At 34.1% G+C, this 18,771-nt stretch carries 12 protein-coding genes and 4 pseudogenes; all 16 read right to left on the reverse strand.

Annotated elements, in window-relative coordinates; translation table 11 throughout:
• Positions 1-398: 398 nt before the first annotated feature.
• Positions 399-1,505 (reverse strand): annotated as a pseudogene (locus OZ002_RS12315) (IS4 family transposase).
• Positions 1,506-1,581: 76 nt separating this feature from the next.
• On the reverse strand, positions 1,582-3,042 hold the full coding sequence (gene gtfA, locus OZ002_RS12320; protein ID WP_105222592.1) for a sucrose phosphorylase: 1,461 nt from the start codon (positions 3,040-3,042) through the stop codon (positions 1,582-1,584).
• Complete coding sequence (locus tag OZ002_RS12325; RefSeq protein WP_002342361.1) at positions 3,039-4,259, reverse strand: alpha-amylase family glycosyl hydrolase; 1,221 nt, start codon at positions 4,257-4,259, stop codon at positions 3,039-3,041. The genes gtfA and OZ002_RS12325 overlap by 4 nt, the downstream gene beginning before the upstream one ends.
• A gap of 60 nt (positions 4,260-4,319) precedes the next feature.
• A complete protein-coding gene (locus tag OZ002_RS12330) occupies positions 4,320-6,503 on the reverse strand; it encodes an alpha-galactosidase (protein ID WP_002324534.1) in 2,184 nt (727 codons plus the stop codon).
• Positions 6,504-6,542: 39 nt separating this feature from the next.
• Complete coding sequence (locus tag OZ002_RS12335; RefSeq protein ID WP_002290368.1) at positions 6,543-7,373, reverse strand: carbohydrate ABC transporter permease; 831 nt, start codon at positions 7,371-7,373, stop codon at positions 6,543-6,545.
• A gap of 11 nt (positions 7,374-7,384) precedes the next feature.
• Positions 7,385-8,257 carry a carbohydrate ABC transporter permease gene (locus OZ002_RS12340; protein ID WP_002290370.1) on the reverse strand — a complete coding sequence of 291 codons (873 nt, stop codon included), beginning with the start codon at positions 8,255-8,257 and terminating at the stop codon, positions 7,385-7,387.
• A 9-nt stretch (positions 8,258-8,266) separates the two neighbouring features.
• Positions 8,267-9,526 carry an extracellular solute-binding protein gene (locus OZ002_RS12345; protein ID WP_002290371.1) on the reverse strand — a complete coding sequence of 420 codons (1,260 nt, stop codon included), beginning with the start codon at positions 9,524-9,526 and terminating at the stop codon, positions 8,267-8,269.
• 148 nt (positions 9,527-9,674) lie between these two features.
• Positions 9,675-10,985 (reverse strand): alpha-glucosidase/alpha-galactosidase, encoded by a 1,311-nt coding sequence (locus tag OZ002_RS12350; protein WP_113833198.1) that lies wholly within the window; start codon positions 10,983-10,985, stop codon positions 9,675-9,677.
• Positions 10,986-11,016: 31 nt separating this feature from the next.
• A complete protein-coding gene (locus tag OZ002_RS12355) occupies positions 11,017-11,841 on the reverse strand; it encodes a carbohydrate ABC transporter permease (protein WP_105222596.1) in 825 nt (274 codons plus the stop codon).
• A 15-nt stretch (positions 11,842-11,856) separates the two neighbouring features.
• Positions 11,857-12,753 (reverse strand): annotated as a pseudogene (locus OZ002_RS12360) (carbohydrate ABC transporter permease).
• A gap of 82 nt (positions 12,754-12,835) precedes the next feature.
• Positions 12,836-13,141 carry a hypothetical protein gene (locus OZ002_RS12365; RefSeq protein ID WP_230307291.1) on the reverse strand — a complete coding sequence of 102 codons (306 nt, stop codon included), beginning with the start codon at positions 13,139-13,141 and terminating at the stop codon, positions 12,836-12,838.
• Positions 13,142-13,174: 33 nt separating this feature from the next.
• Positions 13,175-14,101 carry an extracellular solute-binding protein gene (locus OZ002_RS12370; protein WP_230307290.1) on the reverse strand — a complete coding sequence of 309 codons (927 nt, stop codon included), beginning with the start codon at positions 14,099-14,101 and terminating at the stop codon, positions 13,175-13,177.
• 137 nt (positions 14,102-14,238) lie between these two features.
• Positions 14,239-15,264, reverse strand: a complete 1,026-nt coding sequence (locus OZ002_RS12375) for a LacI family DNA-binding transcriptional regulator (protein ID WP_002343066.1) — start codon at positions 15,262-15,264, stop codon at positions 14,239-14,241.
• 107 nt (positions 15,265-15,371) lie between these two features.
• Positions 15,372-16,332: pseudogene (locus tag OZ002_RS12380) on the reverse strand (IS30-like element IS6770 family transposase).
• Between the two features lie 156 nt (positions 16,333-16,488).
• Positions 16,489-17,043, reverse strand: a complete 555-nt coding sequence (locus OZ002_RS12385; protein ID WP_002319994.1) for a tyrosine-type recombinase/integrase — start codon at positions 17,041-17,043, stop codon at positions 16,489-16,491.
• A 1,656-nt stretch (positions 17,044-18,699) separates the two neighbouring features.
• Positions 18,700-18,771: pseudogene (locus OZ002_RS12390) on the reverse strand (IS6 family transposase); the annotation flags it as partial.

Genomic DNA, 18,771 nt, shown 5'->3' on the forward strand with positions numbered 1-18,771 from the left:
CAGTGTAAAATGTACTTGGGTCATGTAACGTCCTCCTGGGTATGTTTTTGTGGTTAAAAACATTGTACCGTAAAAGGGCTGTTACATGGCCTTTTATCTTTTACACAATTATATGGACTTTATCAATAGTAGCGTTCCTGCATATTTTTATTCAAATTTAATCAGCTTTATAAATCTTTGTATACTTGCTCCTTAATACTCAAAAAATGCACATTAGAAATCTAATTCTAAAAAATATCACTAGTGTTGCATAAAACATTTTAGAATATTCTGAAAACTATTTCCTCTGAAAATAAGTCAAAAAAAACTGTGCTGACGCAGAGGATGACTTTTTCCAGAAAATTTTTTATCTGTTATTCAACTGAAAACCAAAAGTAACGAGCCAAATTTCTTTTTTCTCATGTGGGAATTAATTTTTCTACCCAACATTCAAAAGGCTGAAACAGTAAATAAAGAAAGAATCGTTTGATTTGGAACACTGATTTTTCCGTTTTCGTCTCCAATTTGATGAGAAACGTGAGGAGAGCGGAAATCATCGTTAAAATCAATTGATTCTGCACGCCTTTTTCACTTCGAGAAAAGAAGGTTTTAATGGTCATGTGTTGTTTGATGTGCTTGAAAAACAATTCGATTTGCCAACGAGCGTGATACATATCAGAGATTTCTTTTGAAGAGACGTCCATTCGATTGGTGATAAATTGAAACACACGTCCGTTCTTATCTTGAACAGTGACTAGTCGGAAATTGGCGGTTAGATAGGTTCTAGATCCTAAACGAACCAGCTCGTCTCGTAGAATTTCTGTTTCTGGCGATGTTTCCAGAGTATCTATCACGTGAACTTTGGTGTTTTTTTTAATCCGAGTGACGAAGAAATAGCCATCCCAATGCATCTGATCCATCTTTTCAAAGTCCTAATACCCACGATCAAACACGTAAGTTGCCTCTGGTTGATTCACCAATACTGGTAGTTGATTGAGATCATGTTCATAGGCATTTGTTAAGGTAAAATCAGTTGGATACATCGTGGTATCGTCCATATAACAATAGTTTAAGTGTAACTTGACACCTGATTTTGTTTGACGGAAAGTCGCCCACTTATGACGTTTTAAACTAAGCGAAAACGTACTGGAATCAATCAGATACAGATGATTTCGCTTGGTTGGTTTGATTTGATGTTTAACTTTTTCTAACAGTTGTTGAAAAATTTCTTCTAACACTTTAGGTTCAAGTGCATTAAATGCTCGAGACAATTGGGTATGACTAATCGATGACACATCGGTTTCTAGTTGGAGCGATCGGTCGATAAGAGCTGTACTCAAATCACGCAAACTTTCTTTTTCTTCATTAACTGCGTAGAGAAAGAGCTTGAGCACAGCTTCAAAAGACAGTTTTTTACGATACGAATTGTAATCAAAAATACATTTTTGGGAGTTGACAGAAAGTTTTCCTAATTTTATGGCAGAAAACCATTTATTAAATGCTGTATTTGCTTTATACTTATCCATGTATGAGTCCTTTTTATTGGTCTTGGATAAGTCATCCAAGTGCTAGTATAAAGGATTTTTTGTTCTATGGAATAGGTTAAAATTTTAATGCAACACTAGTGAAAATTTTTATATCTTTAGACTCAATGATAAATTCTTTCGTATCCAAGTTAGCCGTTAATGTTGCACTATCACTACCGTTTTTATTTTTACGTGTAATCACTATTTCTGATTCTGATGGCGTTGCTACTTCAATCGTTCCATCCAAATCAAACGCCGCAGATTCATTTCTAAATTTTAAAAGTGCAAATAATTGTTGAATCACTGGCCGTTGCACTTCTTCTTCAATTTCGGCTAAATCATAGTAATGACGATTAATATTACGCCCTTCTTTCGTTGCTTCCAACAGTTCAATATCATTTTTTCCTGCTAATAACCCAACGTAATAAATTTGTGGAATCCCTGGCGCAAATACTTGAATCGCACGTGCTAACAGATAGCTACGGTCATTATCGCCTAATGCACTATAATAGGTGCTGTTAATTTGATAAATATCTAAATTATTGTAATTGGCACTTGAATAGACCTTCTTCACATTCGCCCCGACTTTATACAATTCCTCAGAGGTGTAATCCAATTCTTCATCTGTTAATAAATCACGAGCGTCCACAACACCAATTCCATCATGCGTATCCAATGTTGTAAACTGCTTCATCGGACTCATTTTCAACCAATTGGCTAAACGTTCTGATTTTCCACTATAAAGTGAATACAGAGTGACCATTGGCAAGGCGAAGTCATAGATATAATAATCATGATTGGCAATTTTCATTTGAATGGAATAATGCTCATGGATTTCTGGTAATAATTCGACGTCATATTTCGCTGCTTCTTGACGCACTTCGTCTAAAAGTTCCCAAATATCTGGTTCCACGAAGAAATCATTGGTATCTAATTTTTTAATCGCATAAGCAAACGCATCTAATCGAATTAAAGAACAGCCATGGTTCGCCATATCTTTGATGGTTTCTCGAATAAATTCTTTCACAACTTCTTTGGTCACATCTAAATCAATTTGTTCTTCCCCAAAGGTATTCCAAACCTCTTCTGTCGTACCATCCGCAAATTCTACCGTTTGAAACGGCGCTTTGTCTTTACGCTTGTAGATTAAATCAATATCTTCTTGTGTTGGTCGATTTTCTGGGAAAAATTCATGAATACGGATAAACATTTCTTTGTATGGTGACTGCTCATGGTTTTTTTTGAAATCTTGGAAAAATTTTGATTCACGAGAAATGTGATTAATCATAAAATCAAACATCAAATAATAATCTTCACCTAATGCTTCCACATCTTCCCATGTTCCAAGAGCTGGATCAACTGTCGTATAATCACTCGGCGCAAAGCCTCGATCACCTGTCGATGGAAAAAAAGGCAACAGATGTACACCACCAATAACACCTTGTAAATATTTGTCTAAGACTTGTTTTAATTCGCCCATGTTTTTTCCTAAACTATCTGCATAGGTGATGAGCATTGCTTCGTTTTTAATTTTCATAATTGTCCTCCATAATTAGCTAATACAATACTTTCAAACGGTCGTAAACGCAATTTTCGACTTTGATCTAATAAAACATCTTCATAATTATTGATTAATACTTGTTGGTACTGCTCATCTACATAATATTCTTGTTCTGTTGCTGTAACGTTTAAGATAACTAATACGATTTTATCTTCTAATTGGCGTTCATAAAGCAAAATATGTTCATTTTTATCTTTCACTGGTAGAAATTGTCCGTAGATTAGCACGTCTTTGTATACACTATTTTTTCTTAATTTAATTAATTGATGATAATAATTGAATACCGACTGTTGATTGGTTAACTGAGCTTCTGCATTGAGTTCTGGATAATTAGGATTTACTTTTAACCATACATTATCAGAAGTTGAGAATCTGGCATTTTTTTGCGTATTCCATTGCATAGGTGTGCGAGAATTATCCCGACTTCGTTTATTGACAGCTTTCAATGCTTGCTCTGGTGCCAATCCATATTCTAATGCCCGTTTATACTGAGAATGCGTAGCTACATCATCAAAATCTTCTAATGATGCCATTTCTATGTTGGTCATTCCTAGTTCTTGTCCTTGATAAATAAAAGGGGTACCTCTTAGTAACATAAAAAGCGTCGCCAACATTTTTTTACTATAATCATTGATCCATTCTTCTGGAATATATTTATTAATTGAACGTGGTTGATCGTGGTTTTCTAAATATAAGGCGCCCCAACCTTTATCTTGCGTAACTAATTGATTCGTAAAAATATTGGTACGCATATCCGTCCATGTCCATTGGCTATCTTTAAACCATTCACCAGTTTCAGGTACATCAATATCCGTATAACTAAAATCAAAAACCATCGAATAATAGCCATCTTCACCAATATATTCATCTAAACGTTCATTAGGAACATCGGCTTCTGCTACCGTCATACTATTATGTGGTTTAAATGTCCGCTCTCTCATTTCTTTTAACCACACTTCAATGCCCGACTGATTAAGAATCCAGGGCCCAATGAAGGCTAACCCATCTTCTCCATCAGATTCAAAGATGCCATACTCTAGTTTTTTTTTGATGTTTAATATCGCATCGATTCTAAATCCGCCTAGTCCTTTATCTAACCAATAGTTAATCATTGCATAGATTTCTTCACGTACTTCTTCATTTTCCCAATTCAAATCAGGCTGCTTTTTAGTAAATGCGTGTAAATAAAACATATTTTCTTCGTTTGGAATGAGTCTCTTTTGGTGTTGCACTTATATTGTAAATTCAAGCTACTATATCTGTTTCAAATAAAAGCGTTGTGTCGCATAATCACCATGTAGTTCTGAGTCAATATAAAAACCGAGATTCATCAATTCATCGCCAGCAAATGTTACATCTTCCATTTGATAAGTTGCTTCTTCTGCTAATCCTGCTAATTTCAATGTGACTAATGGATGCGCAGCTTCTGCTAATACTCGGAAATAAAAGACCATGGCTTCTGTTTGGTCTTTTGAGACAAACATCCATGCAGTATCATTGCCTTCAAACGGACTTTCCAAGCGATAAAAAGTTCCATATTGCAAAAGTTGGCGGTGCTTTTTATAAAAGGCAACTTGTTCTTTAATTTCTGCTTTTTCTTCAGAAGTTAATTGCGTTAGATCTAGCTCATAACCAAAAACACCAGCCATCGCAGCATTGCCACGAATAGTTAAACTCGTTTCTCTTCCTGTTTGATGATTTGGGACTGCTGAAACATGCGCACCCATACTTGAAATTGGATACACTAAGCTGGTTCCATATTGAATTTTCAGACGAGCCACGGCATCGGTATTGTCGCTCGTCCAAGTTTGTGGCATGTAATACAAGAAACCTGCATCAAAACGACCGCCTCCACCCGAACAACTTTCAAATAAAATAGTTGGATAATTCGTTGTTAACTTTTCTAAAAATTCATATAACCCTAACATATAACGATGAGCCACTTCACCTTGCATCGTTGAGTCCAACAAGACAGAATAGACTTCTGTCATATTTCGATTCATATCCCACTTCACATAATCAATCGGTACACGATCAAAAATCGCCGTCATTTGTTGATAGATATTATCACGAACATCTTGTCTTGAAAAATCAAGAACATATTGATTTCGACTAATTGAGCGGTCACGACCTGGAATACCCAATGCCCAATCTGGATGTGCTCGAAATAGTTCACTATCTTCAGAAATCATTTCCGGTTCAAACCAAATCCCAAATTTCATCCCGTTATCATGCACTTGCTTGGCTAAATTTTCCAAACCACAAGCAAGTTTGCCTTCTGTTTCAACCCAATCACCTAATGAAGTGAAGTCATTTTCACGACCGCCAAACCAACCATCATCTAAAACAAACATTTCAATGCCCAAGTTCTTCGCATCATCGACAATATTCATGATTTTTTCTTCGTTAAAATCAAAATACGTTGCTTCCCAGTTGTTGATTAACGTGGGACGTTCTTGTAAACGATAGTTTCCACGAATTAAACGGTGATTATACAATTCATGATACGTCTGTGATAACGTATTCAGACCTTCATTACTATAAACCATCACGACTTCTGGCGTTTGAAATGAGTCGCCAGTTTTTAGTTGCCAACCAAAATTAAATGAATTAATTCCCATAATGACCCGTGTTTGGTCAAATGGATCTTTTTGAATCACCGTTTCGTGATTACCGCTATAAACTAAATTAAATCCATATGCCTCTCCTTGAAATTCATCTGTTTTGGCATCTACTAAAGCAACAAACGGATTTTGTTGATGGCTGCTTGATCCGCGTTTACTATCTAATACTTTTATCCCTGTATGAATTTTTTCTCTAGTCATTTGACGTTCTCTTGCCCAGGTACCATTTAAATGAATTAACTCGAGTGGACGATTTGGAAAATCAATTGATTGACTAGCTAAGCGGTTAATCTCCACTGTTTCATCACTATTATTTACTAATTGCGTAGAACGAATAATTACACTGTGATTTTGATAAATTGTGTAGAACAACTGTAAAGTCAATCCACTAATCGCGTCTTTCAATTGAATAATCAGCGTTTCAGCTTCATCATCATCTTCCGTATATAAGGCTGGCAATCCCGCTAAGCTGGGCTTTCCTTTTTGAATTTCGTAGCTATCATAACGAAAATCATTTACACGACTACCGTTTCCTAATTTAATATTATGCGCCGGTTCTCTAAAATCACCATGTCCATATCCTGGAAATTCTAATGGTAATGTATCTAAAGATAATAAACGATCTTGCGCATTTGCATTGTTGGGTGAGAAGGAACGATCTGTTCGGGGGTAGCGATACCCACCAGAATAGTGCGTAATCTTTTTTCCAAAATAAAGATGCGTTAAATAATTATTTTCTTCGATTCCTAATAGATAGCTAATTTTTTTATTTTGTAAATGAAATGTTTGTGTGTGATTGTCAAATATAATCATAAGTTTATGAACTCCTTTATAATGAGAATAATTTATTGGTTATTTCACTGCTCCATTGCTCATTCCAGCTATAATACTTCTTTGGAAAGCAAGATAAACTAGTGTAATCGTGACAATTCCTACTGTATAGGAAGCAAAACTTGGACCATAGTCGTTAAAATATTGTCCCGTATAATTATATTGAAACAATGGTAGTGTCCACATATTAGAATCACGATTTAAAATTAATAATGGTAGCATGAAATCATTCCAAAACCATAGAGCATTAAGAATAATAGTCGTCGCATGCATTGGTTTTAACATTGGGAAAACAATTTTGAAATAAGTTGTAAAGTGACTAGCCCCATCAATTTCAGCAGCCTCATCCAGACTGATAGGCACATTTAGTTTAATAAAACCAACATATAAAAATAGTGTCTGTGGTACGGCATAAGTGAGATAGAGTAAGATTAATCCCCACATATTTGCTAAACCAATTTTACTCATCATAACGGTAATCGGAATCATAATTACTTGGAAAGGAACAAAAATTCCTAAAATTAAAAATAAATACATCAATCCGTATGCTTTCCCACGAGTCATTTTTCTTGCTAGTGAATAAGCAGCCATAGGAATAATTGCTGTCACAGCAACTACTGCAATGATTGTGATGATTGCCGAATTCCAAAAGTAATGACCAATTCCATCCGCTAACAATCTTCGGAAATTTTCCAAAGTCGCTGGATTAGGAAACCGAAAGAAATTATTCATAATATCGGGTGTTGTTTTAAATGAACCGAATAGCGTTGAAACTAAGGGAACTAAAATCATGAAGCCCCCTAATAATAAAAGCAAGTATTTAGAAATATTTTTTTCTTTTGATGTTTTCATTGGGAAACCTCCTAGATTTCAAATTTTTTCGATAATTTTAATTGTGCCAGTGAAACAATCCCAATTAAGATAAATAAGACTAAAGCAATAGCATTCGCATAACCAAACTGATTGTTTTTAAAAGCATAATTATAAACAAGTAACCCCAAAGATGTTGTGGCATCGCTTGGTCCACCACCAGTTAAAGCAAAAATTTGATCAAATGCTGTTAAGCCACCTTTTAATGCCATAATAAATACCATTGAAATACTTGGTAATAAGTAGGTGATTTCAATATTCCAAAAAATTTGCTTATCATTCGCCCCATCCATTCTAGCAGCTTCAATAATTTCTTGTGGAATACTTTGAAAACCCGCTAAGAAAATGATGACTGGCATGGCAATTCCTTGCCAAAGTAAAACAAAAATTACTGCAAAAATCGCTCCCCATGTTGTTCCTAAAAGACTGGTTTGTAAAAATTCAATGCCTAACATACTACCAATTTTTGGTAAACCATAGTTAAAAATTTGTTTAAATACTAAAGAAACAACCACGCCCGATAAGACCGCTGGAAAAAAGAACCATGCTCTAAAGAATGTTTTCCCTTTAATATTTGCGTTCAACGCCCGCGCAATCAAAATACCAAAACCAATTTGTCCAGCAATCATGCAAAGCGTCACAATTAAAGTGAAGCCAATCGATTTGATAAACTTCGGATCAGAAAAAAGAATCTTATAATTGTTCAAACCCACAAAATCAAAATTATAAGTCAGACCAGTCCAATTAGTTAAACTGTAAAAAGCACCTTGAACCATTGGAAAGTAGAAAAAAATCATCTGCAAAATAATTGGAATTGCTACAAAAATGATTGCCCAGTAACGATTTAAAATTTCTTTTATTTTCATTTTATTTTCCTACCTTCCGTCAGCTTTCATTGGATTAAAGAAAGCATTTAATGCGTTAATCATGGCTTTTTGATTGCCATTGTGTAAATAATTTGTTGTTAAGGTATAAAAATCATTTTCACTATTCCAATCTTTGGCTAACCAAACTAAATGACGATCAGTAAAAGCAAGTTCAGTTAAACCACTTAATGGTGAATCCTGAGTATTCTCGATAACGCCCTCAACAGCACACGGTGCACCATCTACATCATAATATTTCTGCATCGCTTCAGGTGTTGTCATATATTCTACAAAACGTTTGGCTTCTTCTTTATGTTGAGAAGTTGCAGAAACTGATAAGGCTAGGTCTCCTGCGCCAATCGTTAGACTTTGACCTGCTTCATCTGCTGGAAAAGGAAAAGTTCCTACTTCAAAATCTGGATTTTGTGAATGAATCATCGGCATTGCCCATGAACCATTCGGCATAATCAACGCATCACCTTTTGTAAAAGTAACTACTGTATCGTTATAACCGGCACCTTGCCAGTTGTTTTGCAAAGCTTTTGGTTCTCTTAACAAATCTAATCGATTAAAATCTTTTTGCATTTCTTTGCTTTCAGCATTAATTCCATTAACTTCTGAGAAACGCCAAACATTGTTCGCTTCCTCTTCACCACCAGCAGCAGTCGCTATAGCTAGTTGGTGATAACCATTTAAAGTCCAGCCTTCTGCTCCTGCAATCGCAAACGGTACTTTGTTTTGATCTTTAATCTCAGCTACTATTTTTTCAAATTCTGCCCAAGTTTCTGGTGCTTGAATCCCCATTTCCTCAAAAGCAGTTTTGTTATAGTAAAAACCATAGACATTAGCGGTTAATGGTATGCTATATACACGATCCTCAATAGCAAAACGTTGTGCATATCCATTTTTGATATTCTCTAAATACGGTTCTTCGGTTAAGTCCTCTAAATAACCAGCTTTCGCCCATTCTTTCAATTCTATACTTTGAGGATAAAGATTAATGACATCTGGTACATCGCCTGCAAGCATACGTGTTTTAATTACTTCACCAGCATTCGGTACATCCACAACTTTTACATGAATATCAGGGTTTTTTGCTTCAAAATCTTTAGCAATCTCCTGAATCGTTTGAGTCATTTCTTTTTTTTGATTAAAAAACTCTATTTCTACCTTACCGCTTGCATCTTCCTGATTTTTTCCACAAGCAGTCAAAGAGATCGTTGCTCCTAGTGCTATACAAGCTAAAATAATTTTTTTAGACCACTTCATTTTATGCTCCTCCTTATACAATTTGAATGCGTTTTCTTTTTTGTTAACACTAATGTAACTGTTTACTAAGTGTTTTGTCAATATTTTTACTAAATTTAACTAAGAAAAGAGTAAGGAATTGAAAATTACTTACTCTTTCAGCTTCTTTTTAATTATATTCAGGTAAATAGTCCCCATGTGCTTCGATTAAATCATCCACTAAATTTTTGATATCTGTTAAAGACAATTCAGATGACAGATGTGGATCTAAATACGCTGCTTGATAAATTTTTGATTTATCTAGTGTTAAAGCGGCTTCTACTGTCAGTTCTTGAACATTGATATTCGTCCGATTTAAAGCAGCTAATTGTGTTGGCAATTCACCGACATAGGTTGGTTGCACGCCATTTTTATCGACTAAACAAGGTACTTCCACACAAACATCTGTCGGTAAGTTTGTGATTAAGCCTTTATTTAAGACATTTCCTGCAATCACTGACGGAGTTCCTGTCGTAATAGAATCCATGATATATGAAGCATATTCACGGCTTCTCGTATGTGTTAACTCCCCATTATTTACAATGTCCTCTCGCATGCTTTCCCAATCATTAATTTGTTGTTCACAACGACGTAAGTATTCATCCAACGGAATCCCTAATTCGTCAATCAATTCTGGGTATTTTGATTTAATAAAGTATGGATGGTATTCTGCATTGTGTTCACTTGATTCTGTAATATAGTAACTAAAACGTTTCAACAATTCAAAACGTACAGAATCTGGATGTGGATTTGGTTTTTCTGCAGCTAACTGACGAATTGTTGGATAGAAATCTTCCCCATTTTTTGTAATTTCCAACAAGAATGCCATATGATTAATGCCTGCAATTTTCCATTGAAAGTCATTTAAGTCATATTGATCGGCTATTCCTAAATGCTCAAACAATTCTGGTACGCATACTTGAACGCTATGACATAAACCAACAGTCTTAATACTCGTCGCTTTTAAAACACCCATGGTTAACATCGCCATCGGATTTGTATAGTTCAATAACCAAGCATTTGGACAAACTTCTTCCATTTCTTTAGCAAAGTCTAACATTACTGGTAGTGTCCGTAGGGTTCTAAAAATCCCACCAATCCCCATGGTGTCACCAATAGTTTGTCGCAACCCATATTTTTTAGAAATATCAAAATCAATCACTGTTGAAGGTTTATAACCACCCACTTGAATAGCATTGATAACAAAATCAGCCTCTCTTAACGCTTCTTTGCGATCATAATAAGAAACAATATCAGCACGATTTTCATTCGAATTTTTATTAATATTTTTAAGCATTAAATTTGATTCTTTTAGTCGTTTTTCATCAATATCGTACAATGCAATATGTGCATCTTGTAGACTTGGAGTTAACATCGCATCGCCTAATACGTTTTTTGCAAAAATAGTACTTCCTGCACCAATAAATGTAATTTTTGTCATGTACTTACTCTCCAATCACTAATTAATAGTTTTATAATTTACCACCTGTTGTAGCAATTCCTTCAATGAATTTTCTTTGGAAAACGATGAATATCACAACTATTGGCCAAATTGCTAATAACGAACCTGCCATTAATTGTGGGAAGTTCGTGGCATATTGTCCTTGTAAGTTTGCTAATCCCGGAGCTAAAGGCATCTTATCAATTGAAGTATTGACAATCAATGGCCACATTAAATCTTTAAATGCAAACAACGTTGTGAATATTCCAAGTGCAACCAATCCTGATTTAGCAAGCGGCAACATAATTTTGAAAAAGATCGTCCAAATATTGGCACCTTCTAAATAGGCCGCTTCCTCCAATTCATCAGGCAAACCTAAGAAAAATTGTCTTAATAAAAACGTACCAAACGCACTAACTACCCCTGGTAATATTAATGCTGGAATTGTATTTAAAATACCCAATTTTTGTGCTAATAAATACTGTGGAGTAATAAAAATGGAACCGGGAATCATCATTTGAATAAGTACTAAGCTGAAAAGGATATTTTTCCCTGGAAAACTTAGACGCGCACAAGCATATGCAGCCATTGCTGAAAATAAAACCGAGCCAATCACTCGTCCAACAACCATTAAAAATATATTGATATAAAAAGCCATGAATGGTAATAAATCAAGTACTTGTTGATAGTTACTTAGCTGAAATTTCTCAGGGAAAATTGTAGGTGGAATTTGGGTAGATTCAACCAACGTTTTCCCTGAAGTTAAAATCATCCAAATAAAAGGTAATGCCATTGCAATACCACCTAAAATAAGCATGATATGGATTGGCGCATTTGAAAAAAATTTATTTTTCATAATTTGATAGCCTCCTTAATAGTTTACCCACTTTTTCTGCAACTTCATTTGAATTGCAGTAATAATTAATATAATCACTAAAAGGAACATAACGATTGCCGAACCATATCCCTTGTCATTTAAAATAAATGAATGTTTATAGAATAAATAGGCTAATGATTGTGATTTAAACATGGCGGTACTATTAGGAGTAATCATCATAAAAATAACATCAAATACTTGGAAAGCATTGATAACTGTTGTTACAACTACAAAAAATAATGTTGGTGTAACTAATGGTAACGTAATGTTGAAAAACTGCTGGATTGGACTAGCACCATCAATTTCCGCTGCTTCATAATAATCTTTAGGAATTTCTTATAAGCCGGCTAGTAATAACACCATGTTATAACCAATAGCACTCCAAACTCCTACAATGATAATAGAATAAATCGCAATCGATGGATCCGTTAACCATGCTGGTCCATCGAGACCTATTTTAGCCAACATGTTATTAATCAGTCCATAATCATTATTGAACATCCAGCGCCAAATCATTGCGACTGCGGATGGTGCAGCAACGACTGGTAGAAAATAAATTGTCCGATAAATCGACAATCCTTTAACTTTTCTATTCATTAAAACTGCCACCAACAAGGATAATACAACAATACTAGGTATCGAAACCACTGCATAAATTAATGTGTTTAATAAAGACTGAAAAACTTCACCGTCTGCAAACATTTTTTGGTAATTTCTTAATCCGACCCATTCAGTATCACCGAACCCTACCGTTTTTTGAAAACTTAAAATTGCTGTTTGAATTGCTGGCCATATATTTAATAAAATTAATCCTAATGCCGTTGGAAAAATAAAAATATAGCCCCATATCACTTGATCTTTACGATATTTTCCAAAAATTCGATTTTTCATAATATCCCCCTTTTTGGTATTCATCCATTAATATACAGACGAAATAGAATCCTTTCGCCTGTATATTGTATAATTAACTAATTTAATTTCCGCTCAATATCGCATTGACTTCTTTTTCAATTTGAGTGGTTCCATCTTCAACAGTTACTTCACCAGACAGAATACGGTTAATAATTTGAACTTCTGCTTGTTCAGCTCGTAATCCATCTTTATTGTATGGACGAGGGACTCCATACTCCAACATTTTTCCAAAAGCACTCAAATCAATTGTATCTGAAGAAGCAGCCCACTCGTCTTCAAAGCCTTTTAGTGCTGGGATTGATGCCCCCGTTTCCGCTTGGATTTTATTGGCGTCCTCACTAGCTAAAAATGCCATTAGTTTTTTCACTTCTTCTGGGTATTTTGTATTCGCACTGGCAGCCTAACCAAGTCCATTTGTAATTGTTGCATTAACTTTTCCCTTAGGTAACACGGCAGAAGCAACATTTTCAACTAGATAGTCATTTTTCAAAAATCCCGGTGCAAACCAGTTTCCTTCAATCATCATTGCTAATCTACCTGATTGAAAACGACTTAACTTATCAGGATCTTGTAATTCTGTAATTGTTGGTGAAGCATGATCAACAAGTGCAATATCTCGATAAAAAGCTAAAGCTTCTTGTGCTTCTGGGGTATTCAAACCTGATTTTGTATTGTCATCGGCAAATACTTCTCCCCCATTTTGATAAATAAATGGCCAGTAGCCAGTCTCTGTTCCAATATGTGATGCAAAACCATAGATGCCTTTTGATTCATCTGTTAAATCAATTGCAGCTTGTCTGAGTGTTTCCCATGTCCATGTTTCATCTGGATAATCGACACCTGCATTATCAAATAATTCTTTGTTGTACCATAGCCCCACTACAGAAGCATCTTTAGGGATTGCGTATAGTTCGTCTTCAAGCGTATAGAAATCAGCAATTCCTTCAGTAAAGTTTCCCATGTCAATATCATTTTCTTTGATAACATTATCAAGTCCCATCAAAGCATTCTGTGACATATATCTATAGGATTCGCTAGAGTGCATGGTTACTACATCTGGCATATTACCTCCCGTTGTTGCAGCTTCTAATTTAACCCAATATTGATCCCAAGGCGTTGTCTCCATTTCTACTTTGATATCAGGATTTTGTTTTTCAAATTCATCTAACATTTTTCTTAGTCCTGGAGCTTGGTCAGTATCCCAACTCGCATAGCTTAAAGTTACTTGCCCGTCTTTAGAATTACTATCTCCCCCACCACATGCTGCGAGTAATGTCCCAGTTAAAACAGCTATCCCTGTTAAAGCTATTTTTTTGAAATGTTTCATCTTAATTCCTCCTGTTTTGAATGCGTTTTCTTTTTGTTAACAACACCATAACTGTTTACTTAATGTTTTGTCGAGATTTTTTACTAAAAATATTAGTAAACAAAAAAGTAAACACCCTTTTTTGGATGTTTACTTTTTTAATCGATATTTTTTTCACTTTCTCTAACAATAATATTATTAGAAACAATCACTTTGATCGAAACATTTCTAACTTCTTTTATTCGTTCATTAACCATGCGAACTGCTAGTTTTCCAATTTCTTCTGTATTCACACTCACCGTATTTAATGCAGGTGTTAAAAATTCAGCAACTTCAATATTATCAAAACTCACAATCGAAATATCTTCTGGAATATGTAGACCATTTTTTTGAAGTGAACGATAAACCCCCACAGCAATAGGATCATTTCCTACCATGATAGCAGTCGGCAACTTATCTTTAGCATGTTTTTTCAAAAGTAAATCTGCTGCCTGCATTCCGTCAAGTGTGGTCCAGCCTTCTAAATAAATTTGACTATATTTTTCTAATCCTTTTTGTTTCATCCACGTCTCATAGGCTATTTTTCGATAATCATCATCTGACACGTGTTTATTTCCTTGGCTATCTAAACGAACACGTCCTCCTCCGATAAACGCAATGTTTCGGTGTCCTTTTTTATACAATCGATCTAAATGCTGATTCGTTGCTTTTGTTAAATCAGTATAAACTGCATCTACTTCAGCTTCAATACTAGGGTCATCAATCACTACGACATTCGAATTAATTGCTGATACTTCTTCAATCACAGAAGATAGCACCTGCCCAATAATCAACACACCTTGACATTTTAGCAAATCGTCTTGCTCCAACGGTGTTTCTGACAAACGAATAATTTTCTTCAAATTGACTTTGCTTTGTTCTGCTTCGACTTGAATCCCTCTGCGAATCGTTCGAAAATAGGGATCTTCCAACTCATCTACTTCAGAAACTGTCGTTATTAATGCAATATTTGTTAAATTTTTTGCAACGGGACTTTTTTTGACATAATGATAAAAATTAACCGATTCTGCAATCTTTCGTTTGGTTTCATCGGTTACTGAAAGTGTCGGATCCTCATTTAGCACGCGCGATACTGTTGCAATGGACACACCCGCCCGTTTTGCAACATCCCTAATTCCTACCATAATAGCTCCTCTTTTCATATTTGAAAGTGTTTACTAAAATATAATCATACATTTTGAAAATAAGCAAATTTCGTTAAAAATAGGCACTGTAATCATAATATGATTTGTCAAATTAAGCTAGAATAAAATGCTTCTTGTACATAGCTCAAAAATATTTCGATTGGTGTTCTGTAATTCAATGATTTTCTTGGAATATAATTACGTTGATTGCTGACACTGGAAATAAATGTCTGATTCACTTCTCTAAAATCCATTGATTTCGGCAGTCCATTACGACGCAGAATCCCGTTAGAATTTTCGTTTAATGGGCGTTGAGAAGGTGTTCCAGGGTCCGCAAAATATATATCAATATCATGTTGGTTACTAATGGCTTTCCAGTTAGAAAATTCTTTTCCACAGTCAAACGTAATAGATTTAAAGAAGTTTTTTAGGGAAGCGAGAAAACCATTGATTAAGGGCAGTTTCAATATCTAATGCCTTACGGCCGTTGGGTTTAATCGTGATAATGACTTTAGATAATCTTTCAACTAAAGTAATGACGGCACTTTTATGATGAATGCCAACGATCGTATCACCTTCAAGGTGACCAAACTCAGAATTGAAATCAGGATAATTATCAGGTCGATCATGGATTGAGCGCTGATACTGTTGTTTTCCCCGTTTTTCCTGATGGCCATTGGGTTTTCTTTTACCTTTCATCGGTAGTGTGTCAATATCAAATATTCCTTTAGAAAATAAACGATAAAGTGTTCTCATACCGCATGAAACAGGCCTTTCTTTTCGCCCGATAATGACGTCAGGCATCCAACCAAGAGTGACTTTCTCTTTAATGTAATCTACTTCATGAGCAGGTAATTGAATGACTTTTCTACCACATTTTTTCTTATTTTCTTTATACTGGTGCCAATAATCAAGAGCAGTCTTGCCTTGCTTGAACTTATTGACTACATTATAAATAGTTTGTATAGCACGTCCCATTCGGTTAGCGATTTCAACCGGCTTATTATGTTGAAGATAATATGATTCTATCATTGTCAGTTCGTCTATGGTAAGATGTTTGTAGGTCATTTATGGTTACACTCCTTTGTTTTCTTTCGTCGGAAATACAATTTGAGTGTACCATAAATGCCTTTTTATTTTTCTAACTTAATTTTACAATTCGCGGTCTTTTTGAAATAGGATGATCGATTCAATATCTTAATTTTTGCTACAATCATGTACTTACTAAACACCTAGTTTAAAGCCTTTTAAAGAAGCACCGATTTCGTCTTCTGTTATTCCAATATATCTTTTAGTAATTGCTTGTGAACTATGATTAAAAATAAACATTAAGGTAGCAATGTCTCTAGTTTTCTTGTAGTAGTGATACCCAAAAGTTTTTCTTAATGTATGTGTTCCTATATCATCTCTTCCTAATTTTTCTGCTATATCCGCATATATCTGATAAACACGGTCCCTTGTTATATGACGCCCTTGTTGCCGACTTGGAAATAACCAATCATTTTCTTCTTTACCTTCAGTATACAATAAAATCTCTTCTCTCAAATTATCTATAAAAATCGGTTTTCGCTTACCTGTTTTATGTTCAACAATAACAGGCTTACTTTTACCTCGTATATCTCCAACCTTTAATCCTATAATATCTGACATACGTAACCCATTATTGATTCCAAACAAAAATAAAAAACTATCTCTTTCCGGATTACTTGTTCTTCTTAGCCAAAACTGAAAATCTTGTATCTCTTCATTTGTCCTTAGTGGTTGTACATTATAGCTCACTATTGTTTCCCTTCTTAAAAATATTCTGAGTTCATGATTATGTATATATTTTAACATAATCATGAACTTATATATATACTCTGTTAAAAGTCAACAAAATCAATGGGTTTAGTTTATGATTTTATATCATTTCAGTAACTCAGAATATTCCGACTTTTTTGTACAAAAAAATTAACCTTACTTATATGAAGATTCTAAGCTCTTATTTAAATTTTAGACGGGCAGTTTATCCGTAGAAGTTCTTAGAATAGCTAATTTACATAATTAAATTATATGAAATTTAAGTTTGAACAATATACTAAGAACTCCCCTTACTATAAAGTGAAATAAATTAGCATATGAATAACCGTGCTACCAAGCTTTTCATTAATAAAATATTTTTATTAATATTTTATAACTTTACGCAAGATCATAATTTTGTCTGTGTAGATATTTCATTATATCACTAAAGATAATAAGATTTAATGACCTCATTAATATTGTTTGCTAGGTCCAAACTCTTATTAAACTTTCTTTGCTATAAAACCCAAACATAGTAATAAAAGAATAACTTATTACCTTTAAATTATACTACCAACAAATGGTAGTATATTATTAATTTATATAATATGAAACCTAAAATATAGTAGTATGTTAATTTATACTAAATTAAATAAAGTACTACCTTTAATAGGTAGTACTTTATTATCAAGCCATTATTCCTTCTTCTACTAGTTCTTTTTGTCACATAATTTTGCAATCAATAAATGTTGCGCAATAAGTATAAGAATTCCATTTTCTAAATTTGAAAGGTGATCCATAATTTCATGTTCAAGTAGTTTATTAATTGTCCACTTGTCGCTTCATCTAAAAATTTTATAGGTTTTAGGAATGCTATTCGCTTATTTTAGGAAGATTTTAACTGTTTGCTGTAGATATATATCATACTAGTATCGTAATAAAAGTACTCTAAAACAAGAATTTTCAAATACGCAAAATTAAGTACGAAAGAGTTGAAACAAATTTGGAGAAAAATGAGCATAGAATGTCTAATGAGTTAAATAGACCTAAAAATTATCTAAAAGTGGAGCAAAATTAGGAATTACAAACAAAACACTAAATTAGTTTATATAATTTTCCGTAATATTTAATATATATGAAAAGGAAAACGTAGAAAATTACGTCTACGTTTTCCTATTTAGTTCTTATTTTTATTAAATTTTATATTTGCTCTTTTCACTTTTCGGAATAAATTAACTGTGACTCTTGATACCTTCTTTTATATATTGCTAATGTATTTTCTCCATTGCTATGAAAATAGAATCAACATATTTATAATATCTATCTAATCTATTTTCATTTAACCGCAGCATCTTATTAAATAACGTGTAAATAAGAATATAAAAGTTATTGAACTAATTAATAAAGATAGAATCATCGTAGTTGGATACGTAGATGAAACCTCAACTATAGTTCTTTTTCCCGTACTTTTAATAGACACTAAACCATTGTCATTTTCTATAGTGCTCTTTTTCCCATTTACTTTCACAACTGTTCCCCAATAATTGAATACAGGTAATGTGATATTTTGCTCATCGGCATCTTCTACTGTATAGACTATTTGGTTCTGTTGCGAAGTTTGAAAATCAAACGCGCCCTCTCTGAACTCCAAATATCTTAGGCTGTTATTCCCATTAATACCTTGATTTCAGTAGACACCGAAAAGCCGAAGAGCGTTCCATTTCTTCG

Source organism: Enterococcus sp. E4-150 (genome assembly GCF_035726465.1).
Lineage (GTDB): Bacteria > Bacillota > Bacilli > Lactobacillales > Enterococcaceae > Enterococcus_B > Enterococcus_B faecium.

Excerpts from the sequence above, each read along its gene's own strand:
- OZ002_RS12375 (WP_002343066.1), bottom strand. The coding sequence starts at position 15,264 with ATGGTAGGAATTAGGGATGTTGCAAAACGGGCGGGTGTGTCCATTGCA.
- OZ002_RS12340 (WP_002290370.1), bottom strand. The coding sequence starts at position 8,257 with ATGAAAATAAAAGAAATTTTAAATCGTTACTGGGCAATCATTTTTGTA.
- gtfA (WP_105222592.1), bottom strand. The coding sequence starts at position 3,042 with ATGAAAATTAAAAACGAAGCAATGCTCATCACCTATGCAGATAGTTTA.
- OZ002_RS12335 (WP_002290368.1), bottom strand. The coding sequence starts at position 7,373 with ATGAAAACATCAAAAGAAAAAAATATTTCTAAATACTTGCTTTTATTA.
- OZ002_RS12325 (WP_002342361.1), bottom strand. The coding sequence starts at position 4,259 with ATGTTTTATTTACACGCATTTACTAAAAAGCAGCCTGATTTGAATTGG.
- OZ002_RS12345 (WP_002290371.1), bottom strand. The coding sequence starts at position 9,526 with ATGAAGTGGTCTAAAAAAATTATTTTAGCTTGTATAGCACTAGGAGCA.
- OZ002_RS12370 (WP_230307290.1), bottom strand. The coding sequence starts at position 14,101 with ATGAAACATTTCAAAAAAATAGCTTTAACAGGGATAGCTGTTTTAACT.
- OZ002_RS12355 (WP_105222596.1), bottom strand. The coding sequence starts at position 11,841 with ATGAAAAATAAATTTTTTTCAAATGCGCCAATCCATATCATGCTTATT.
- OZ002_RS12350 (WP_113833198.1), bottom strand. The coding sequence starts at position 10,985 with ATGACAAAAATTACATTTATTGGTGCAGGAAGTACTATTTTTGCAAAA.
- OZ002_RS12330 (WP_002324534.1), bottom strand. The coding sequence starts at position 6,503 with ATGATTATATTTGACAATCACACACAAACATTTCATTTACAAAATAAA.